General features: G+C 64.7%; 15 protein-coding genes. 7 read left to right on the top strand and 8 right to left on the bottom strand.

Translation table 11 applies throughout. From position 1 onward, the window contains the following. Positions 1–148: 148 nt before the first annotated feature. On the bottom strand, positions 149–1,672 hold the full coding sequence (locus ACAM54_RS03650; RefSeq protein WP_369649874.1) for a catalase: 1,524 nt from the start codon (positions 1,670–1,672) through the stop codon (positions 149–151). Between the two features lie 97 nt (positions 1,673–1,769). Further along, the gene (gene slmA / locus ACAM54_RS03645; protein WP_145742197.1) at positions 1,770–2,423 is read right to left on the bottom strand and encodes a nucleoid occlusion factor SlmA; all 654 of its coding nucleotides are present in this window, start codon (positions 2,421–2,423) and stop codon (positions 1,770–1,772) included. 121 nt (positions 2,424–2,544) lie between these two features. On the opposite strand from slmA, the gene galE reads away from it, so the two are divergent. Both galE and ACAM54_RS03635 read left to right on the top strand, forming a co-directional pair. Continuing rightward, positions 2,545–3,582 carry a UDP-glucose 4-epimerase GalE gene (gene galE / locus ACAM54_RS03640; protein ID WP_145742198.1) on the top strand — a complete coding sequence of 346 codons (1,038 nt, stop codon included), beginning with the start codon at positions 2,545–2,547 and terminating at the stop codon, positions 3,580–3,582. A gap of 112 nt (positions 3,583–3,694) precedes the next feature. Continuing rightward, on the top strand, positions 3,695–4,081 hold the full coding sequence (locus tag ACAM54_RS03635) for a hypothetical protein (RefSeq protein WP_369649873.1): 387 nt from the start codon (positions 3,695–3,697) through the stop codon (positions 4,079–4,081). 11 nt (positions 4,082–4,092) lie between these two features. Here the strand turns inward: ACAM54_RS03635 and argB are convergent, their stop codons facing one another. Together argB and ACAM54_RS03625 are read right to left on the bottom strand one after the other, a co-directional pair. Beyond that, positions 4,093–4,986, bottom strand: coding sequence for an acetylglutamate kinase (gene argB / locus ACAM54_RS03630; protein WP_145742205.1), 894 nt, complete (start codon positions 4,984–4,986; stop codon positions 4,093–4,095). A 64-nt stretch (positions 4,987–5,050) separates the two neighbouring features. Next, the gene (locus tag ACAM54_RS03625; RefSeq protein WP_369649872.1) at positions 5,051–6,148 is read right to left on the bottom strand and encodes a glycosyltransferase family 4 protein; all 1,098 of its coding nucleotides are present in this window, start codon (positions 6,146–6,148) and stop codon (positions 5,051–5,053) included. Positions 6,149–6,193: 45 nt separating this feature from the next. Here ACAM54_RS03625 and ACAM54_RS03620 point away from each other — a divergent pair, with 45 nt between their 5' ends. Together ACAM54_RS03620 and ACAM54_RS03615 are read left to right on the top strand one after the other, a co-directional pair. After that, entirely contained in the window at positions 6,194–6,952 is a 759-nt protein-coding gene (locus tag ACAM54_RS03620; protein WP_369649871.1) for a glycosyltransferase family 2 protein, read from the top strand. Positions 6,953–7,035: 83 nt separating this feature from the next. Then, a complete protein-coding gene (locus ACAM54_RS03615) occupies positions 7,036–9,069 on the top strand; it encodes an acyltransferase family protein (RefSeq protein WP_369649870.1) in 2,034 nt (677 codons plus the stop codon). Positions 9,070–9,093: 24 nt separating this feature from the next. On the opposite strand, the gene ACAM54_RS03610 is transcribed toward ACAM54_RS03615, so the two are convergent. The 3 genes from ACAM54_RS03610 to ACAM54_RS03600 are packed head-to-tail and all read right to left on the bottom strand — an operon-like array spanning position 9,094 to position 13,076. Further along, complete coding sequence (locus tag ACAM54_RS03610) at positions 9,094–10,155, bottom strand: glycosyltransferase family 2 protein (RefSeq protein ID WP_369649869.1); 1,062 nt, start codon at positions 10,153–10,155, stop codon at positions 9,094–9,096. A gap of 39 nt (positions 10,156–10,194) precedes the next feature. Further along, positions 10,195–11,199, bottom strand: coding sequence for a glycosyltransferase family 2 protein (locus tag ACAM54_RS03605; protein ID WP_369649868.1), 1,005 nt, complete (start codon positions 11,197–11,199; stop codon positions 10,195–10,197). Continuing rightward, positions 11,196–13,076, bottom strand: coding sequence for a glycosyltransferase (locus tag ACAM54_RS03600; RefSeq protein ID WP_369649867.1), 1,881 nt, complete (start codon positions 13,074–13,076; stop codon positions 11,196–11,198). Before ACAM54_RS03600 ends, ACAM54_RS03605 begins: the two co-directional genes overlap by 4 nt. Before the next feature lie 175 nt (positions 13,077–13,251). Here ACAM54_RS03600 and ACAM54_RS03595 point away from each other — a divergent pair, with 175 nt between their 5' ends. The 3 genes from ACAM54_RS03595 to ACAM54_RS03585 are packed head-to-tail and all read left to right on the top strand — an operon-like array spanning position 13,252 to position 16,226. Continuing rightward, positions 13,252–14,670 carry a mannose-1-phosphate guanylyltransferase/mannose-6-phosphate isomerase gene (locus ACAM54_RS03595; RefSeq protein WP_369649866.1) on the top strand — a complete coding sequence of 473 codons (1,419 nt, stop codon included), beginning with the start codon at positions 13,252–13,254 and terminating at the stop codon, positions 14,668–14,670. Further along, entirely contained in the window at positions 14,667–15,473 is an 807-nt protein-coding gene (locus ACAM54_RS03590) for an ABC transporter permease (RefSeq protein WP_307698394.1), read from the top strand. Before ACAM54_RS03595 ends, ACAM54_RS03590 begins: the two co-directional genes overlap by 4 nt. A 3-nt stretch (positions 15,474–15,476) precedes the next feature. Then, entirely contained in the window at positions 15,477–16,226 is a 750-nt protein-coding gene (locus ACAM54_RS03585; protein ID WP_307698395.1) for an ABC transporter ATP-binding protein, read from the top strand. A gap of 56 nt (positions 16,227–16,282) precedes the next feature. Here the strand turns inward: ACAM54_RS03585 and ACAM54_RS03580 are convergent, their stop codons facing one another. Then, a complete protein-coding gene (locus ACAM54_RS03580; RefSeq protein ID WP_369649865.1) occupies positions 16,283–20,332 on the bottom strand; it encodes a glycosyltransferase in 4,050 nt (1,349 codons plus the stop codon). Positions 20,333–20,713 lie beyond the last annotated feature (381 nt).

Raw genomic sequence — 20,713 nt, 5'->3', positions numbered from 1 at the left:
GAACCTCCGTTCAGAAGCCACACGAACACAGGCTTGTCGCCGCGACTCAGCGGCAAGGGGGGCGCTGATCCTACGCTTCGCGATGAAGCAAGTCGAGTGCGATGCCGCGCCTCGCGCCCTCCCCTGGGTACCCCATTGCCGCCTCGGATCAGCTGCGGCTCGCGTCGTGCGCCGGCTTGCCGACCTGCACGCTCACTTCCTCGCCCTTGAGCTTCGCCTGCACGGCCTTGATGGCCTTGTCGAGCCGCGCGCCGTAGTCGGCATCGGCCTGGCGGAAGTAGCTCACCGAACGGTCGATGATGTCCTGCCGCGTCACCGCGCCCAGGCCGCCCGCGATGTTGTTCACCAGCCGCTCCTTGGCGGCTTCGTCCATCAGGCGGTAGAGGTCGCCGGCCTGCACGAAGTCGTTGTCCTCGGGGTGCTTCTGCCACTGGTGGCTGCCGGTCCAGCCATGGATCTCGAGCGGTGCGTAGACCGGCTCGTTGCTCTGCTTGGGTGCGTCGCTGAAGCTGTTGGGCTCGTAGTTGGGACCGCGGCCGCCGTTGCCGTCGCCGCGCATCGCGCCGTCGCGGCCGTAGTTCTGCGCCGTGGTGGCGTGCGGGCGGTTCACCGGCAGCTGCGTGTGGTTGATGCCCAGGCGGTAGCGCTGCGTGTCGCCGTAGCTGAACAGCCGGCCCTGCAGCATCTTGTCGGGCGAAGGGCCGATGCCGGGCACGAAGTTGGCCGGGTTGAACGCGGCCTGCTCGATCTCGGCAAAGTAGTTGTCGGGATTTCGGTTGAGCGTGAAGATGCCGATGTCGATCTTCGGATAGTCCTTGTGCGACCAGACCTTGGTCAGGTCGAAGGGGTTGAAGCGGTAGGTCTGCGCCTCGGCCACCGGCATGATCTGCACCTGGACGCGCCAGCTCGGGAACTCGCCGCGCTCGATCGAATGCAGCAGGTCGAGGTGGTGGTGGTTCGGGTTTTCGCCGCCCACGCGCTGCGCCTCTTCGGCCACGAAGGTCTCGATGCCCTGGTTGGTCTTGAAGTGGTACTTGACCCAGAAGGCCTCGCCCTTGGCGTTCACCCACTGGAAGGTGTGCGAGCCGAAGCCGTCCATGTGGCGGTAGCTCTTCGGAATGCCGCGGTCGCCGAACAGCCAGGTGAACTGGTGCGTGGCCTCGGGCGAATGCGAGAAGAAGTCCCAGGCGTTGTTGGGCTCCTGCACATGGCTGTAGGGATCGCGCTTCTGCGAGTGGATGAAGTCGGGAAACTTGAGCGGATCGCGAATGAAGAAGACCGGCGTGTTGTTGCCGACGAGGTCGTAGTTGCCTTCTTCGGTATAGAACTTGAGGGCGAAGCCGCGCGGGTCGCGCACGGTGTCGGCCGAGCCGAGCTCGAGCGCCACGGTTGAGAAGCGCGCCAGCACTTCGGTCTTCTTGCCGACCTGGCTCAGAAACCTGGCCTTGGTCCATTTCGACACGTCGGCCGTGACCTCGAAGGTGCCGAAGGCGCCCGAACCGCGCGCATGCACCACGCGCTCCGGAATGCGCTCACGGTCGAAGCGGGCGAGCTTTTCGATCAGGTGGTGGTCCTGCATCAGCACGGGGCCGCCGGGGCCCGCCGTCTGCGACTGCTGGTTGTTCTCGACGGGCGCGCCGTTTTCGGTGGTGAGCTTGCGGGAATCGGTCATGGGTGGGCTTCCTCTTGAGTTGATGAGCCCATGCATTCTCTCAATGGACGCAGCCCTGCTGCATCACATTGAGCTATCGCCTCGATAGGCGGCCGACCTAGACGATCAGCGCGATCGTGGCTTCGAGGTGCTCCGACGGCGCCCGGCGGAAGCCCGAGCGCGTGAAGCGCTGCAGCTGCCCGACCACGAAGGCCGTGAGCGCGGCGGCGCGCACCTGCGCATCGACGCTCGGGGTGGCCGAGCCGTCCGCGGCGGCTGCCCCGCGCAGCACCTGGCGCAGGGTGGCTTCGATCTTGTCGAAGAACTGGTTCATGCGCTGCTGGAGACGCTCGTTCTCGAACACCAGCGCGTCGCCCACCATGACGCGCGTCATGCCGGGGTTGCGCTCGGCAAACTGCACCAGCAGCGTGAGGATCTTTGCGGCCTGCTGGGCCCCCGTCGCGCCTTCGCGCTCGAGGATCTGGTTCACCAGCGTGAAGACGCTCTGCTCGATGAAGTCGATCAGGCCTTCGAACATCTGGGCCTTGCTCGCGAAGTGGCGGTAGAGCGCGGCTTCGCTGACGTCGAGCCGCGCGGCCAGTGCCGCGGTCGTCACCCGCTCGGCGCCGGGCTGCTCGAGCATGGCGGCCAGCGCCTGCAGGATCTGCACGCGCCGCTCCCCGGGCTTGGGACGCTTTCGGACCGGCGCGACGGGCGTCGACGTCTCGGTAGGGGTTTCTGTGCCGGGATGGCTTGTCTCTTCGTTCTGCATGGAAGCGCGTGCAAAGATGTAATCAATTGATTCTCGCACAGGGCCGCGCAGTGAGCGCGCGCAAACCGGCCCCGGGGAAAGCTCGTACAGAATCGGCCCATCCAACCAAGCAAGAGTTCTCATGGCCCCAAAAAGCGTTCTGGTGACGGGTGGTGCAGGTTTCATTGGCAGCCACACCTGCGTCGCGCTGGCCACCGCCGGATACACACCGGTGATTCTCGACAATCTGGGCAACAGCGACATCCGGGTATTGGAGCGGTTGCGGCAGATCACCGGCAGCGCGCCGCGGCTGATCGAGGGCGACGTGCGCGACCGGGCCCTGCTCGACCGCGTGCTGGGCGAAGAAGGCTTTTCGGCCGTGATCCACTTCGCGGGCCTCAAGGCCGTGGGCGACTCGGTGGCCGACCCGCTCACCTACTACGACAACAACGTGCACGGCAGCCTCGTGCTCGCCTCGGCCATGCAGCAGGCGGGCGTGCGGACGCTGATCTTTTCGTCCTCGGCCACGGTGTACGGCGAACCCGACCATTCGCCCATTCCGGAAGACGCGCCCTGCAGGCCGGCCAATCCTTACGGCCGCTCCAAGCGCATGGTGGAAGAGGCGCTGGCCGACCTGCAGCGCGCGCAGCCCGGCTGGCGCATTGCGCTGCTGCGCTACTTCAACCCGGTCGGCGCGCATGAAAGCGGGCTGATCGGCGAACACCCGCAGGGCAAGCCGAACAACCTGATGCCCTTCGTGTGCCAGGTGGCCGTGGGGCAGCGCGACAAGCTGCTGATCCACGGCAACGACTACCCCACGCCCGACGGCACCGGCGTGCGCGACTACGTGCATGTGATGGACCTCGCCGAGGGGCATGTGGCGGCGCTTCGGCATGCGCAAGGCCAAGAGGGCCTGGTCACGCTGAACCTCGGCACCGGCCGTGGCGCCTCGGTGCTGGAGGTGGTGCATGCCTTCGAGCGCGCGAGCGGGCGTCCGCTGCCTTACGAGATCGGTCCGCGCCGGCCCGGCGACGTGCCCGCCTACTGGGGCGATCCCTCGCTGGCGGAAGCCACGCTCGGCTGGCGCGCGCACCGCGGGCTCGACCAGATGTGCGCCGACAGCTGGCGCTGGCAGCAGGGCAATCCGAACGGCTACGAAAGGTCACTGACCGCCGGCTGACCGCTCCCGGCTGTGCCCCCCCCGGAAAGAAGCCCCCCGCCCTTCCCGGGCATGCAACGAATGCACACGCGGGAACCTGCCGGGAAAGCTCAAGTCCGGCGGCCGCATCCTGGTGCGCACGGCCTTCATGCAGCCGCTGCACGAGCGGCCCTGGCACTTCTTCAACTGCACCCGCTACGGGCTGGAGCAGTGGTTCCGCGAGTTCGAGGCCGAGCGCGTGCGGGTGTCGGAGAATTTCGCGCCGAATCACTCCGTCAGCTGGCTGGCGTCGGAGTGCGAGCAGGCGCTGCGCGCCAACGTGTCCGACGAAGCCGCGGAACGCTTCCGGGAGGCCCCCGCGGGCGAGCTCGTGGACCTGTGGCGCGATCCGTCGCTGCGCGGCACGCCGCTCTGGACCGATTTCGAGAAGCTGCCGCAGTCGGTGCAGGAGGTGGGCGCCGCGGGATTCGAATTCCTGGGCCGGAAACCCGCGGTTGGGAGGGTGAACGTGAACGGCTGAGGCTGCGGGCCTCAGCGCGCGCGGATCATCGTGCCGTAGGCCTGGTCGGTCAGGATCTCGAGCAGCATCGCGTGCGGCACGCGGCCGTCGATGATGTGCACCGCGTTGACGCCGCTCTTGGCGGCATCGAGCGCGCCCTCGATCTTGGGCAGCATGCCCCCCGAGATGGTGCCGTCGGCAAACAGGTCGTCGATCTCGCGCGCGCTCAGGTTGGTGAGCAGATTGCCGTCCTTGTCGAGCACGCCGGGCGTGTTGGTCAGGAGCATGAGCTTCTCGGCCTTGAGCACGGTGGCAAGCTTGCCGGCCACCACGTCGGCGTTGATGTTGTAGCTCTCGTTCTCTTCGCCGAAGCCGATCGGGCTCACCACGGGAATGAAGGCGTCGTCCTGCAGCGCCTTGACCACGCTGGGGTCGATGGAGACGATGTCGCCGACCTGGCCCACGTCGTGGTGCAGGGTGGGGTCGGCGCGGTCCGCCATCTTGAGCTTCTGCGCGCGGATCATGCCGCCGTCGCGGCCGGTCAGGCCCACGGCCTTGCCGCCGGCCTGGTTGATCAGGCCCACGATGTCCTGCTGCACCTCGCCGGCCAGCACCCATTCGACCACCTCCATGGTCTCGGCATCGGTCACGCGCATGCCCTGGATGAAGCTGCCCTTCTTGCCCAGGCGGTTGAGCGCCGCCTCGATCTGCGGGCCGCCACCGTGCACCACCACCGGGTTCATGCCGACCAGCTTGAGCAGCACCACGTCTTCGGCGAAGTCGGCCTGCAGGGCCGGATCGGTCATGGCGTTGCCGCCGTACTTGATGACGATGGTCTTGCCGTGGAACTTGCGGATGTACGGCAGCGCCTGGGCCAGGATCTCGGCCTTGTCGCGCGGGGGAATGTTGAGGACGGGATCGGTCATGGGCGGGCAGGCTCCAAAACGGTGAGGACGATGGGAAGAAGGAATTCTTGCAGCAAGGAAGCCGTCACGGGCGCAGCCAGCGCGGCACCTTGAATCGCACGATCATCAGGTAGGCGCCCACGTAGGTCGTGACGAACAGCAGGCAGAACAGCATCAGCACGATGGTGTTGTTCCAGAACAGCACGGCCGGCACCACCGACAGCGCGGCGAACATCCAGAGGTAGGGCGAGGTCCGGTTGTTGCGGGCGAGCAATTGGCGCGCCTCGTCGTCCGCGAACGCCACACGCACGATGCGCCGGAAGATCAGCTGGTGGAAGTGCAGCGCGTCGGCGGTGCCGGGCGACTGCCCGCGCGCCAGCTTGCGGTAGATGGAGAACAGCGTCTCCCAGACCGGGTAGATCAGCAGCAGCATCGGAAACCACGGCGAGACGACGCGGTGGCGCTGCACCAGCGTCACGCAGGCCAGCGCAATCACCATGCCCCATACGTAGGCGCCGCCGTCGCCGGCAAAGATCTTGCCGCGCGGATAGTTCCAGATCAGGAAGCCGATGGTGGCGCCGACCAGGCAGACCATCATGGCCGCGAGCTGGCGGTCGCCCACCTGCAGCGCCACGTGCGAAATGGCAAGGCACACCAGCACCGCCACCGTGCCTGCCAGCCCGTTGTAGCCGTCGATGATGTTGAAGGCATGCGGCAGCCCGCCGATGGCCAGGGCCGCGAACAGCACGGCGCCGTACGGCACCATGGCCAGCCAGCCGTCGACCACCTCGATGCCGGTGCGCGACAGGCCAAGGCCCAGCACCCAGCACGCGAGCAGCGCAGAGCCGATGGTCAGCGCCAGCCGCCAGCGCACCTTGACGTTCTGTGTCACGTCTTCGACGATGCCGCCGAGGACCGCCGGCGCGATGCACAGCAGCGTGAGCATCGAGGTCTTGAGCGGCCAGGACACGTTGAACGGGTCGGTACCGGTGATGCCGGAGGCCATCCAGGCCACGCCCATGCCGAGCAGGATGCCCGCCCCCCCGAGCCGCGGCACGTGGCCCTTGTGGAAGCGCTGGGGCATGTCGGCGCCATAGAGCCGGGCGTGCCTGCGCGCGCGGCGCATGAACACCTGGACCCCGAAGGCGGAGACGAAGAAACTGATGACGATCAGAGCAATCATGTGTGGGTGTTGGGGAACCCTAGAATTCCCGAGCGAAATTAGACCATGCCAGCGCCCCCTTCCCCTTCTTCCCCCCCGATCACCATTTCGATCGTCAGCCACGGCCAGCTGGCATTGGTGCGCCCGCTGCTCGAGCAGCTGGACCGTTTCTGCCGCAGTTCGACCGCCAAGGTCGTGCTCACGCTGAACATCCCCGAACCCGACGTGCTGGCCGGCCTGGACTGGGGTTTTGCGGTCGAGCGGATCGAAAACGCCAGCCCCAAGGGCTTTGGCGCCAACCACAACCAGGCCTTCGGGCACTGCGATACGCCGTGGTTCCTGGTGCTCAACCCCGACATCCGCCTGGACGGCGACGTGCTGGCGCCGCTGATGGCCCAGGCCGCGCCCGATGCCGGCCTGCTGACGCCGCGCATCCTCGAGCCCGGCCGCAGCACGCCCGAGCAGCACCGCGCCATCATCACGCCGCTCGAGATCCTCACGCGGCGCAAGCCGGGGTACGTGCGCCCGGCGGTGCCGGACTGGATTCCGGGCCTGTTCATGCTGTTCCGCAGCCAGGCCTACCGCCAGATCGGGGGCTTCGACGAGCGCTTCTTCATGTACGGCGAAGACTTCGACATCTGCGCCCGCACCCAGCTGGCGGGCTGGAAGCTGCAGGTGGGCGAAGACCTGCTCGCGCGCCACGAGGCCCAGCGCGCCAGCCGCAGCAGCAGGAAGCACCTCTACTGGCACGTGACCAGCCTGTTCAAGGTGTGGACCTCGGGTGCGTTCTGGCGCTACCTGCGGGCCCGATCCCGCCAGGCCTGAAAAAGGCGCTTGTGCGTTTGCGAAGACAATCCGGGGCCGGGAAGCCAGAGACCGCAGGCGCCTTCCCCTCCCCAACGACGACGATGACGACCACGAGCAGCCCGACAGCCCCGCAGGAACACGCCCACCTGCTCCATCCCAAGTACCGACCCGACATCGACGGCCTGCGCGCCGTCGCCGTGCTTTCCGTGCTCGGCTACCACGCGTTTCCGCAGTGGATCAAGGGCGGGTTCATCGGGGTCGACATCTTCTTCGTCATCTCGGGCTTCCTGATCACCACCATCATCCTGGGCAGCTTCGAGGGCGACGGGTTCAGCTACCGCGAGTTCTACGCCCGGCGGGTGAAGCGCATCTTCCCGGCGCTGGTGCTGGTGCTGGCCGCGACCTTTGCCTTCGGCTGGTATGCGCTGCTGCCGCACGAGTGGGAGCAGCTCGGCAAGCACGTGGCGGCGGGCGCCGGCTTCGTCTCGAACTTCGCCTTCTGGAGCGAAGCCGGCTACTTCGACAACGCGGCCGAAACCAAGCCGCTGCTGCACCTGTGGTCGCTGGCCATCGAGGAGCAGTTCTACATCTTCTGGCCCGTGCTGCTGGGCCTGGCCTGGAAGCGCAAGTGGCGCGTGCTCGCGGTGGTGGGCACGGTGGCGGCCCTGTCGTTCCTGCTCAACGTCACGACCATCCACAGCCACCGCACGGCGGCCTTCTATTCGCCGCTGTCGCGCTTCTGGGAGCTGATGATCGGCGGCATGCTGGCGTACATGCGGCTGCACCGGCCCCTGCCCAAGCCGGGCTGGGGCCGCCATGCGCAGTCGATCGCCGGGCTGGTGCTGATCGGCCTGGGCCTCGCGTTCATCCGCGGCGGCAAGGCATTCCCGGGGTTCTGGGCCATCCTGCCCACGCTGGGTGCGTTCTACTGCATCGCGGCCGGCCCGACCGGCGTGCTCAACCGCTACGTGCTCGCCTCGAAGCCGATGGTATGGGTCGGCCTGATCAGCTATCCGCTGTACCTCTGGCACTGGCCGCTGCTGGTGTATGCGCGCATCGTCGAGGGCGACCTGCCCTCCAATGGCCTGCGCGCGCTGATGCTGCTGGCGGCCGTCGTGCTGGCCTGGCTGACCTACCGTTTCGTCGAGCGCGGCACGCGCCGCAGCGAGAACGACACCGTCATCTCGGTGCTGGTGGCGCTGATGGTGGGCTTCGTGGTGCTGGGCACCCTGGCGGCCACGCGCTACTACGTGGGGCGGCACAGCGACCCCTACTTCAACAAGACGGCCGCGGCTGCCAAGGACTGGGGTTACCCGGACGGGCTGAGCCCCATCAAGGTCGACGGCGAGGTGCTCCAGCAGATCGGCCATGGCAAGCGCCGGGTGCTGCTCTTCGGCGACAGCCACATCGAGCAATACGGCCCGCGCGCCGTGGAACTCAGCAAGATCGCGCCCGACACGCTCGATTCGCTCTCCTTCGCCACCTGGGGCGCCTGCCCGCCCATTCCCAACGTGGTCGACGAAAAGAACAACCTGTGCGGCGAGCGCCGCGATGGCGCCATGCGCCTGGCCATCAGCGACAAGTTCGATGCGGTGGTGTTCGGCGGCTGCTGGAACTGCTACTTCTCGGAGACCGGCAAGCCCAATGCCGCGAACGCCGACGCGGACCGTTACTACTACTCCGACGGCAAGACCAAACACCGCTTCATGGGCGGCGGCGGCGTGGACCTTGCGCTCAACATGCTCGAGGCGGTAATGACGAACCTTGCCAAGCACAAGCAGGTTTATCTGGTGCTGGACAATCCGGTGGGGGAAGGTTTTGGGCCCGAAGAATTCATCAAGGGAGGGCGGCTTGGAGACATGAAAGTGGCGCGCATGTCGCCGACCGCACCCTGGACGCCGGTGCAGAAGGAGCTCCACGAACGCATGCGCCAGATCGCGAAGCGCAGCGGTGCGATCGTGATCGATCCGATCCCGACACTCTGCAAGAACGACCAGTGCACCCGGGCGGACGCGGACGCGACGCCGATCTACAAGGACTCCGGCCACCTGCGGGCCGAATATGTACGCCAGTTCGCCACCTACATCGACGTGGCGATGACGACGCAGAAGCAGCCCGCGGCGGCCGCTCGCTAGCTGGCCCGGCGGCGAGCCGCTGCGTCAGCTCTTGTAGATGCGCCGCAGGCTGCGGATGCCCGGCAGCCGAGTGACCGCGCCCACGAAGCGGACCATGCCCGGCGTGCTGTGGCGCAGCAGGAAGAGCGTGATCCAGAGGCGCAGCTTCTTCTTGCGGCCCACATAAGGGTTCGCAAAGACGATGGCAGCGTACTCGGCCAGCACCGCGCTCATCTCCCCCCGGTACTGGTCGTCCTTCTTGATCGCCTCGATCGCTTCATTGACGAAGAACAGCTGAAAGCGCGGCATCAGGTATTCGCGCAGGTAGTAGCGGCCGCGCTGATGCTCGTCGGGGAACATCTGCAGCAGTTTCTTGAAATACTTGAAGCGGCTGCGAACCATCCGGATGCCGAACGACGTGCTCGCCGTGTGGATGCACCAGACCGTCACCGCCTTGTCCACGAAGTGATTGCTGTAGCCCTTGCGGAAAATGCGCAGGAAGAGGTCGTCATCCTCGTAGCCCATGAACTGCGAGTCGAAACCGCCCACCGCTTCGAATGCCTTGCGGCTCACGAGCGTGGCCGAGGGCAGCACGAACATGTCGTAGCGCAACAGGTCGAAGATGCTGCGCTTCGGGTGTTGTGCATGGTCCTTGATGACGCCCGTACGGATCACGTTGCCGTCGCCGTCGGCCTCGTACAGGTCGGCGTAGATATAGCCGAAGAGCCGGTCGTCGGGAGGGATCGAGGTGACGAGCGTCTCGATGTGGTTCGGCAGGTAGAAATCGTCCTGGTCGAGGAAGCAGATGAACTCGGACGTGGAAGCCGCCACCCCGGCGTTGCGCGCGGAGCCCTGGCCGCCGTTCTCCTTGTCCAGGATGCGGAATGGATAACGCTGCGCAAGGGCATCGAGCGCCGCGCGCTCCTCGGGCCGGGAGCCGTCGTTGACCACGATCACTTCATTCGCGGGCACTGATTGCTCGAACACGCTGCGAACCGAGCGCTCGATGAAATCGGCGCCGTTGTAGAACGGGATGATCACCACCACGCTGGGTGAAGCGCCCGGAGCGCCGGCAATGGTTGCTGGAGAGGGATTCGTGGGGGTCATTGTTTTTCTGAAGTGACGCGATTCGCTTGGGGCGCAAGCCTACACAGATTCGAAGAGGTCGCGCACCACGCCCCGGAAGCCACGGCCGAACTTGTCGTAGCGGCCGGTCATGGCTTCGCGGAAGATCGGCAGGCAACGGGCGAGCCGGGACGCGGGCAAGGCGGCGCGGAAGCGCTGGTGCTCGATCTTGCTGCGGACCTTCTCGAGAATCTCCTGCGACACCCGGCCTCCGATCTTCTGCAGCCGCGCGAGGAGGAGCTCGGCCTTGATGGCCCGCTCGACGTGCGTGTTGCCCCTGGAAGCCAGGGCCTTGCGCACCTTGGCTTCGAAGGTGTCGCGCCGCGCCCCGATCTGGTTCGACGCATGCTGGCGATAGTCGATCAGCGGCTGCTCCAGCAGATCGACCCGGCCGATGGCCGACGCGATGATGCCCAGCCACTCGTCGTGCACCCATTCGACGGGCAGAGGCATGGCATGTTCGAGCAGCGCGCGGCGAAACAGCGTGGTCGCGCCTGTCACAAGGTTGCGCCGCAGGAACACGTCGAAAGCCTTGCCGCCGTGGATGCGCTCGATCTCGGACGGAGTCACCTCGAGCGCATGAAACAGCGTGTGGCCGATGTCGCGTAGCTCGGCGTCAACCAGGCGCGCGTCGGTGTGCAGGAGGAGCAGTTTCGGGTCGTGCTCGAAATGCGGCACCATCTGCGCGAGGCGCTCGGGAAGCCAGACGTCGTCCTGGTCGCTGAGCGCAATCAGCTCGCTGGTGCAGGCGCCGATCGCCTGTTCGAAGTTCTTGACCACGCGCAACGCGGGCCTGTTCTCGAAGATGCGCAGGGCCACGGGGTGTTCCGGCCGTTCGGCCGCGCACTCGGCCACCGCGGCGCGCACCACGTCCACCGAACCGTCGGTCGATGCGTCGTCGGACAGCACGATCTCCACCGGCGGCAGGGTCTGCAGGCAGATGCTGCGCACCTGCTCGCGCAGGAAACGCGCGCCGTTGTGGGTGCACAGGGCGACGGAGACTTCGAGGGAAGGGGGGATGCTCATGGATTGCCCGCCTTGGGAGCGGGTTGTGGATGCGGCGAAGCGATGGGTGCCACGCGCGGTGGCCACGCCAGATCGAAGTCTTCGAAATTCAGCGTCAGGTTCGGGTTGTAGGCCGGGTCGTTCGCAATCAGCGCGCCCCAGCGGCGCTGCATCCATTCGGCCTCATGCGCCAGGCGATGGCGCGACGCATCGGCCACTTCAAGTCCGCGCGTGGCCGATTCGTGATGCAGCAGCTCTGCGTAAGGCGTCCACACGTTGCGAAAACCCGCCTCGCGCAGCCGGAGGCAAAAGTCGACATCGTTGTAAGCCACGCCCAGATGCTCCTCGTCGAGGCCGCCCACCTGTTCATAGAGCGACTTGCGCACGACCAGGCAAGCGGCGGTCACCGCGCTGAAGGACTGCACGAGCTGGGCCCGCCCCCCATGGCCCGGCGCGGTCGAAGGCAGGTGCTTGTAGGCATGCCCCGCGATGCCACCCACGCCGAGAATCACGCCTCCGTGCTGGATGGTCATGTCGGGGTAAAGCAGCCTGGCGCCGACCGCGCCTACGCCGGGCTGCAGCGCGAGAGACACCATTTCGTCGAGCCAATCGGGCGAGATTGCCTCGATATCGTTGTTGACGAGGCCGATGAGCTCTCCGCGCGCTCTTGCCACGGCCGCATTGTTCAGCGCCGAGTAGTTGAACGGGCGTTCGTCGCGGATGACGGTGATGTTCTGCTGCGCATTCAATGCTGCAAAGTAGGCCAGGGCTTCGGGATCGTCCGAACCGTTGTCGACCAGCAGGATTTCGTAGTTCGGATAGGCCGTCTCCATGACGATGCTCTCGATGCACTGGCGTACGAGGTCCAGGGCATTGCGCGTGGGGATGACCAGCGAGACAAAGGGGCGCTGCGTCGGCAGGGCATAGCGGGTGCGAAAGCCGAAAGGCGTGGCCTTGGCGGTGGCGGCGACGCCGATCCGCTCGAAGTGTCGATTCAGGGCGTGTTCGCCGGCACTCTGATCTGCCACGGGAGACGTCGAGCCGAAGACACTCGCAAGCACGCGGGGAATGTGTCGAATCGACTCTGCGCTCGCGCGCTCGGTGCAGCGCAGCGCCAGATCGAGGCCAGGGGCCTTGTCGAATGGTTGGCGCAAACCGCCGGCGTCTTCGAACAGTGAAACCCGGATGCAGGCCAGCGGGGAAAAGAGATTGCGGCCGAGAAAAAGATCGGGGTTCCAGTCGGGCTTGAAGAAGGGATCGCTGCGCCTTCCTTCGGCGTCGATCCGGTCTTCGTCAGCGTAGATCATGGAGGCCGCGGGATGCTCGACGATCTCCCTGGCCACGCAGAACAGCGCGTGGGCCGGCAGCATACAGGCCTTGTCGAGCCACACGACCCAGTCGGCAGGGCCGAAGGCGGAGGCTGCTTCGACGGCATTGATCGCGCGGCGCCGGATACGGGCATCAGTTGCGCCAAGATTGTCGAGCAGGCTCCGGATTTCCTCGCCCGGTGCGTCCTCCCGCACCAGGCAGAGCCGCCATTCAGCGTAGGTCTGCGTCAGGAGCGAACCGATCACGCCTTGCAGCACCGGCGCGCCGGCGGCATCGCCATTCACCAGGATCAAGAAGCGCGGGCGCATCGCCCAACTGCCGGTTTCGAGCCGGACAGCGTCGAGCGAAGCTGCGTCCGGGGCGTCGTAGTGTGCAACCCATTCCGAGTAGGGCCCGCCCTGGGCGGGCTCGTTTGCCCGGACGCCGGTGCCCCTCGTGATTCGCCTGAGACAATCAGTCGCCCAGCGCAGCGGTGCCGTCACACGCCAGCTGGTGGACTGCGTCAGCGTGCGGATCTGTTCCTGCAAGGCCCCGATCCGGCCCTCCAGCACATCGACCTGGCGTTGCAACTGAGCGTTGCTCGAGCGTCCATCGAGCCCGCGGCGCCGCTGTTGGGGCTGTGCGGCTGGCAGCGTAGGCTTACTGAACATTGCTCGATATCACGAAAATAGATGCTTCCACTGGTTACGGGCCTGTCGGAGCCGGGCCGGTAAAATTATCCCCTTCTTCACACCCACAAGAAAAATGCACGTTCTATCAGTTGTGCTCTCAGGGGGAGCGGGTTCCCGGCTCTGGCCGGCATCCCGGCAAGCATTTCCCAAACCTTTCATGAAGCTCGGCGGTTCGACGCTGCTGCAGCAGGCCATCGAACGCGGCCAAGCCTGCGGCACTGGCGATCTGATGATCGTCACCAACAAGGATCATCTGTTCCTCACCAAGGATGTGTTGGACCAGATGGCCGATCCGCCCGATGCCACCCTGCTGCTCGAGCCCAAAGGCCGCAATACCGGCCCGGCCATTGCGCTTGCAGCGCTGCAATGCATCGAGCAATTCGGCGGCGACACCGTGATGCTCGTGCTGTCCGCCGACCACCTTGTGCCCGACGTCGAAGCCTTCGTCGCAAGTGCCAATCAGGCCTTCAAGCTCGCCACGCAAGGCGCGCTGGTGGTCTTCGGCATCAGCCCGACGAGTCCGGACACCGGTTTCGGCTATATCGAAGTGGCCCAGGTTTCGCGCTCCAGCCAACCAGCCAAGCGCTTCGTCGAGAAACCCGATCTGCAGACCGCGCAGGAATATCTGGCAACAGGACGCTACTACTGGAACAGTGGCATGTTTTGCTTTACGGCAGACGCAATTGTGGCCGCCTTCGAGAAGTACGCGCCCGAACTGCTGGTCGCCGCCAGAAAGGCACTGCGGACATCGGAACACGAGGGCAATTTGATCCAGTTCGACCTGCACGCCTTTGGACTCCAACCCGACATCAGCATCGACTATGCAGTGATGGAACCTGCCGACAATGTGCACGTCGTGCCGGCCAAGTTCCATTGGAGCGACGTTGGCTCCTGGCCCGCAGTCGCAAAAGCTCAGCCGCCCGATGCGAGCGGCAACACGATGCCATCGGACGTCGTGGCGATCGACACCACTGACACCCATGTGCAGGTCGACAGCCACATCCCGAAGCTGGTGGCGACGCTGGGTGTTCACAATCTCGTCATCGTCGACACTCCCGACGCGCTTCTCGTTGCCCACAAAGACAGCGCACAGGAAGTCAAGAAGGTTGTCGACACACTGAAGGCGCGAAAGCATGAGGCGGTTCACCTGCCCTCGGTGGTGCATCGCCCATGGGGCACCTATGCAACGCTGAAGGAAGAAAACGATTACAAAGTCAAGCGGATCACCGTCAAGCCCGGAGAATCGCTGTCTTTGCAATATCACCACCAGCGATCCGAGCATTGGGTCGTGGTGCAAGGGCGAGGCATCGTCCAGATCGGCGACACCGAACATGTCACGAAGCCGGGCGAGTATCGCTACATCCCATTGAAGGAGAAACATCGTTTGACCAACATCGGCGAAGAACTATTGGTGCTCATCGAAGTCCAGTGCGGTGTTTACCTTGGCGAGGACGATATCGTCAGGCTCGCAGACACCTACGGACGCACATGACCCAAGAAATTCACTCCAACCTCCACCGCAGCGCCCTGTCCGACTGGTGGGAAGGTACGCGCCGCACCGACATCTGGTGGACCCTGGCGTGGTTCGACATCGTGCTGCGCTATCGGCGCTCGATGCTCGGCCCGCTCTGGCTCACACTGAGCATGGGCGCGATGATCGGCGGCATGGGCCCGCTCTACAGCTCGCTCTTCGGCACGGAACTGTCCAAGTTCTTTCCGCACCTCGCACTCGGGATCATCTTCTGGGGCTTCTTCTCCAGCGTGGTATCCGAGGCGTGCAACGCATTCGTGGGCTCGTCCAATTACCTGAAACAGGGCTACTTCCCGATCAGCCTGTTCGTCTGGCGCAGCATCGCGCGCAACTTGATTCAGTTCGCGCACCAGATCGTGCTGTATATCCCGGTGGCGCTCTGGGCCGGCATTTCACTGTCATGGTCGGCACTGCTCGTACTGCCGGCCCTCGCGATCCTGGTCGTCAACGCGCACGCTCTCGGCCTGCTGCTCGGCCTGATCTGCACGCGGTATCGGGACGTGACCCAGATCGTGACCAGCGTGATGCAGATGTTGATGTTTCTGACGCCCGTTTTCTGGCTTCCTGAGAGCCTTCCGGGGCGCGCTCAGTACATCCTGTGGAATCCCTTCGCACAGATGCTCGACCTGCTGCGCACTCCGCTGATGGGCGGCGTGGCAGAAATGCATAGCTGGCTCGGCATCCTGGCATGGACTGCCGTGAGCGTTGTCGCCTCCACGCTGCTCTTCGTCAAATACCGTCGGCGCGTCGTTTACTGGCTCTGATATATGGCATCCATCTCACTCAAGAACGTCGCAGTCAATTTCCCCATCTATGGTGCGGGCGCGGCCTCGCTGAAGAAAACGCTTGCGGCATCCGTCACGGGCGGGCGCTTCGGCAAGGAGACAGGCGTTACCGTCGTCCAGGCGCTGAGCGACATCAACCTCGAACTTCGCAGCGGTGATCGGTTGGGACTCATCGGCCACAACGGCGCCGGCAAGTCGACCCTGCTGCGCACCTTGGCTGGTGTTTACGAACCCTCGGCAGGTGAGTTCCGGCGTGAAGGAAGCGTGTCGAGCCTTATCGATCCATCACTAGGTATCGAGATGGACGCGACGGGCGTAGAGAACATCATGCTGCGCGGCCTGGTAATGGGCATGAGCAAGAAAGAGATCGACCAGCGTACGCCCGAGATCTGCGAATTCAGCGGACTCGGCCAGTATGTGGACATGCCTGTGCGCACCTACTCCACAGGGATGATGATGCGCCTGGCCTTCTCGATCTCGACCAGCGTCGAGGCGGACATCCTGCTCATGGACGAGTGGCTGTCAGTGGGCGATGCGGAATTCACCGAAAAGGCCGAGAAGCGGATGCGCGATGTGGTATCCAAATCGGGCATTCTGGTGCTCGCCTCGCATTCGCCCGATCTGATCGCGAAAGAATGCAACAAGGTTGTGAAGCTCAATCATGGCCGGCTCGAAGCGGTGGATATGGAAGAGTACATGGCCGAGTTGGCTGAGCGGCGGTTGACCGTCTGATCGATTGATCAACAGCCATTGAGCGCACCGCAGGCGTCGCCCCGGCGCCCTTTGGCTCAGCCCTTTGAAGTGGTCCGAAGCAATGCCCGGATCTCAGCCAACCGCGCAGCGGCCCTGCGGCCCGCCGTTTCCAGGGAAAGGTCGATCGCTGCGCGGGCCTTGCCGCGCGCACCGATCTGCTTCGCCCATTCGCGGTCTTCGTACAGGCGCCGCATGAATTGGGCCGCATGCTCTGTCGACGGTTCCGCCCACTTGAGCTTCTCGTCGTAAGGCGGGATCGGACGACCAAGCCTCACTAACTTGTAGGGCACCAACAGGCTGTCTTCCTCGCCCATGAAGTCGACGTTGCCGGAGTAGTTGGTGGCGATGACCGGCTTTCCCATCAGCATGGCCTCGGCCATCGTGAGGCCCAATCCTTCGCTGCGATGCAGGGACACATAAGCGTCGCACGCGTCCATCAGCGACAGCACTTCGTCGGGGCTGTAGACCTGATCGATCACCACGATGTTGTGGCCTTCTGCGGCAGCGCGCAGTTCCTGCAGCTGCGCCGGATGACGGTCCCCGAACGACGTTTTCAGCACCAGTGTCGCATCGTCCTGCGCAGAGAACGCCGTCTTGAATGCCTGGATAAGGCCAAGCGGATTCTTGCGCTCCATTACGCTCATCATGTGGAACGTGAAGAGGAATGTGAAGCTGCCGTCCTTCAGGCCGAAGTATTTGCGCTCTCGCTGCTGATAGTTACCAAGCGCAACGCCAGGGAACATCGTCCGCACAGGAATCGAAAGCCGCTCGCGCAGGCCCTTGGCAACGAATTCGGTGGCCGTCCAGACTTCGTCGACCTTGGCGGCCGCATCGAGCCACGAATCGGGAATCGAGTCGAATTCCCAGTACCAGTAAGCAATCCGATAGGTGCGCGGCACGTGCTCGCTCATATCGCTGCGGCTGTAGGCCTCGTTGAAAAACGGTTCGGGCTGTGTGTGGATGATGGTTGTTTCGAAGTCCTCGAAATCGCGGAACTGCGCGTGGACCGGGTCGTCTTTCCTGTCCGTGCGGAGGTCGCGCAGCGCTGTCTGTACGCCCACAGTGCGCAAGCCCTTCACCAGCGCCTCCACGGAAACCCGCAGGCCAGACGGATACGAGAAATGACCGATGACGTTGATGCCGAGCGCCGTCATTTCGGCCGCCACGGCCTCCTTGTCGAGACCGGCGCACCATGCGCGCACCGTCTCGGGCTGCATAGCTTCGGGCAACTGGAGCCATTCGATCAGCGCCTTGGCGGCCTCAATCTTGTCGAGTGCTTCGGGATGTGCGCGCTGCCATTGCTCGCGCGCGCGATAGGCCGATCGAAGCTGCCGAGCGGGCGGGATGTCGACCGGCCAGCGCGTCGGGTCGGCCCACAATTCCGCCACGCGGTAATTTGCGCAGAACCAGGAGGCAAACGCGCGGCGGCCGAAAACCGTCAACCCGTCGGGGTAGAGCTTTTGCCAGTCTGCCGTGAATTCGTAGGCCCTGACCAGTTCGGCCTCGGGTGTTTCCGCGGCCGTCCAGAACAGCCACCAGACTTCCTCCAGCCTCAGGCCCGCATTGCGCCGGCCGTGCTGCATGAACCAGTGGAACAGTTCGCGCCTGCCAATGGGCAGCAGGCCATGAGGCAGCACGGCCCTGACTTCCGAGTGAAAGAGAAACACCTGCCGTGCACGAGCCGCGAGATCCTCCGACCACAACATGCGGATTGAGGAGAGCGCCTCTTCACTGAGTCCGAAACGGCCCGCGCCTTCAGTTTCGAGCCAGCGGCAGAATGCGCCACCGGGGCCTTCGGACAGCGCAGCGGGGAAACGCAGGCGAACATCCGCGCACGTACGCAAGAGATCCAGACACCACCTGGCCGCAGACCAGACGTCGCGCACTCCGTGCGCGGGCTGGGGCATCCAGATCACGCTCTCGCGCGGCAGCATGGCAACGGCCAGGCATGCGCCGTCATTCGACAGATCGAGAGTCTGTACCTGCGGCCTTGGCGACCCGAACTCGCGAAGGCTGGCCTTGAGCTTCTCGCGGACCGCGGGCGCCGCGCCGACTCGAAGGGCCGGAATCGCGTGGTTCGCGTCCAGCTCGGGATGAAGATAAGGGTCGTCGTCGATACCCAGCGCACGAATGTCGTCAGCCACCCGGCACATGTCAATCCCGGGGTTGCTGTTGCCTCGCGTCGCACCTTCGTGATGCACGAGACGCGCCTGCGGTACGTAGGCAGTTCGGTAGCCGGCGCGCCAGATATTCAGGCAGAGTGCAACGTCGCTCATTGCGATCAGATACGACTCGTCGAAGCCGCCAACGCGTTCGAAGGCATCGCGCCGCACCATCTGGCATGCGCCCATGATCGCGAGCCAGTTGCGGGCGTGGTCCGGCGAGCCGAAGATGCCCCAGCCGCGCCCCTCGGCGCTGCGATACATCAGGCCACACAGGTGAATGCCGACGCCCACGCCACCATGCTGCAGTTCGCCCGAAGGAAACACCAGCTTGGCACCGACCACTCCGACGCCCGGGCGCATCGCGACGCGCACCATTTCGTGCAGCCAGTCGGGAGAGGTGACCTCGATGTCGTTGTTCAGGAACAGCAGGATCTCGCCTTGCGAGAACGCAGCGCCGTAGTTGCACGCCGCGGAATAGTTGAAGGTCTTGTTGAAATGAACGATGCGAACGCTTGGCTCCGATGCGAGCTCGGCGTAATACGCCAGCGTTTCCGGCTCGGTAGAGCCGGTGTCCACAATGATGATTTCCTTGTTCGCGTATGCCGTTCCCCGCAGCAACCCGCCAACAGACATGCGCAGCAGGTGGTCCTTGTTCTTGGAAGGAATCACGATCGAAACGAGCGGTGGCTGGTCAATCGTCCAGGTCGCGTGCTGGGTGCCATCGGGTTGCGTCTGAACGGAAGCGTCAATGCTCTTCTGCGCCCAGAACTTGCGCAATGCCGCGCGCTGTTCTGCAGCCTCCGCCGAATCGGCGGCTGGCCTGTCTCGGTGGCCGCCGGCCGCGCGGTGGCACAGCACCTTGGGAATGCGGGTGATGGTTTGCGCAATGTCGCTCGCGCGCAGATTCAGATTCCACTCGAAGCCGGTACCCGCTTCGGAGTCGATGCCCCCCGCGGCCTCGACGAGCTGCCGACGCAGCAGCGTCAAACGTCCGAAGTAGTTGAAGGCATAGAGCAGTTCCGGCGACCAACTCGGCTTGAAGTAGGGCCGAATTCGGCCGCCTTCGACCGACAGCTCGTCCTCATCGCAATAAAGAATATCGCTGGCCGGCGCCTCGGCCAGCGCATTTGCGATTTCGATAGCAGCGCCCGGTGCAATGACATCGCCGGCATCCAGCACCGCGATGAAATCGCCGTCGGCATGCGAAAGGCAGGCGGCCAGCGCTTCGGCGCGGCTCTTGCCATGAGCGGGTACCGGGATGAGGCGCAGCTCTTCGTCCTGCAACGCACGAAGGGACTCATCAAGCGCGTCGGCATGATCACTCGTGTTGGCGACGACGAGTTGCCACTGGGGCAAGTCTTGTGCACGAATCGACTTCACCGTCTCGCCCAGCATCTCTAGCTGCGCACCACTTGCACAAAGCAGGAAACTCAGCCGCGGACTCGCGCCCCCCCCCACAAGCGCGGTCGAGCGACGCTCGTTCTCGGCGATCCATTGGCGATAGGCGTTCTGGCCGTCGCAGCCGGCATCAGTGCCTGCGGCGGGCACAACGCGAGAGGCATTCGTGTCATCCGTTCGGCGACGCTCCTTGAGAAACTGCAGCCGCTGCTGCAAGCGCCAGGGCGTCGCTGCCCACCATGTTGCCTTCGCCGCGCGGCGCAGATACCCACGCCAAGACGAAGGAATCGCCGCCGACACCCTCCGCAACGGAGCTGTCAGGCGCCAGGATGCCGATCGGAGCAACTCGTTCTGCTGCTGCAGCGCAAGCGCCACGCGCTGATTTGCCGATTCGATCTGGGCCTCAAAGGAGTCGTCGCTGCTTAGTACGAGTCGCTCCTGCAACTCCAACCGTAGTTTCAGTGCGGCGATCTGCCGCTCCGCTTCGGCGAGTTTTTCTGCGTCTCGTGGTGTGTCACTCATACTTGCTTTGTATATCTGGAGCATTTGGCGGGCCTGCCCCGTTCGATGCCAGTCCTTGCTCCCTGCGTCGGGCACGCCCCTTGGTGCATATGTCCGGCGCTCTTCACATTTATTATCCCCATTGACTGTTGGCTTTCAGCCACGCAAATCTTGAAAGGTGTTGCAGTTGCGGGCTCTGCGCGTGCCTCGCCCGACCTACAACGAGTCGAAAGCGCTGCCGTTGATCGCTGTAACCCCTGAATACCCATCCGCTGGCAAGTTACGTAACCAAATATGCCCTGAATCAGGCCTCTCCGATTTGGCAAAATCGGGGCTCGACGGCCTATCCATTCGCGGCGCCTCCCGATGAATGGCACAAGCCACCGCGTCACGCGATCTTTA

The organism is Variovorax sp. V93 (genome assembly GCF_041154485.1).
GTDB classification, from domain to species: Bacteria; Pseudomonadota; Gammaproteobacteria; order Burkholderiales; family Burkholderiaceae_C; genus Variovorax; species Variovorax beijingensis_A.
Note: the sequence above shows the minus strand (reverse complement) of the source record. Positions and strands in the feature narration are given on the sequence as shown.

What these genes read in the sequence shown, in the direction of transcription:
- ACAM54_RS03650 (WP_369649874.1), bottom strand. Translation starts at nt 1,672, where the DNA reads ATGACCGATTCCCGCAAGCTCACCACCGAAAACGGCGCGCCCGTCGAG.
- slmA (WP_145742197.1), bottom strand. Translation starts at nt 2,423, where the DNA reads ATGCAGAACGAAGAGACAAGCCATCCCGGCACAGAAACCCCTACCGAG.
- galE (WP_145742198.1), top strand. Translation starts at nt 2,545, where the DNA reads ATGGCCCCAAAAAGCGTTCTGGTGACGGGTGGTGCAGGTTTCATTGGC.
- argB (WP_145742205.1), bottom strand. Translation starts at nt 4,986, where the DNA reads ATGACCGATCCCGTCCTCAACATTCCCCCGCGCGACAAGGCCGAGATC.
- ACAM54_RS03625 (WP_369649872.1), bottom strand. Translation starts at nt 6,148, where the DNA reads ATGATTGCTCTGATCGTCATCAGTTTCTTCGTCTCCGCCTTCGGGGTC.
- ACAM54_RS03620 (WP_369649871.1), top strand. Translation starts at nt 6,194, where the DNA reads ATGCCAGCGCCCCCTTCCCCTTCTTCCCCCCCGATCACCATTTCGATC.
- ACAM54_RS03615 (WP_369649870.1), top strand. Translation starts at nt 7,036, where the DNA reads ATGACGACCACGAGCAGCCCGACAGCCCCGCAGGAACACGCCCACCTG.
- ACAM54_RS03610 (WP_369649869.1), bottom strand. Translation starts at nt 10,155, where the DNA reads ATGACCCCCACGAATCCCTCTCCAGCAACCATTGCCGGCGCTCCGGGC.
- ACAM54_RS03605 (WP_369649868.1), bottom strand. Translation starts at nt 11,199, where the DNA reads ATGAGCATCCCCCCTTCCCTCGAAGTCTCCGTCGCCCTGTGCACCCAC.
- ACAM54_RS03595 (WP_369649866.1), top strand. Translation starts at nt 13,252, where the DNA reads ATGCACGTTCTATCAGTTGTGCTCTCAGGGGGAGCGGGTTCCCGGCTC.
- ACAM54_RS03590 (WP_307698394.1), top strand. Translation starts at nt 14,667, where the DNA reads ATGACCCAAGAAATTCACTCCAACCTCCACCGCAGCGCCCTGTCCGAC.
- ACAM54_RS03585 (WP_307698395.1), top strand. Translation starts at nt 15,477, where the DNA reads ATGGCATCCATCTCACTCAAGAACGTCGCAGTCAATTTCCCCATCTAT.
- ACAM54_RS03580 (WP_369649865.1), bottom strand. Translation starts at nt 20,332, where the DNA reads ATGAGTGACACACCACGAGACGCAGAAAAACTCGCCGAAGCGGAGCGG.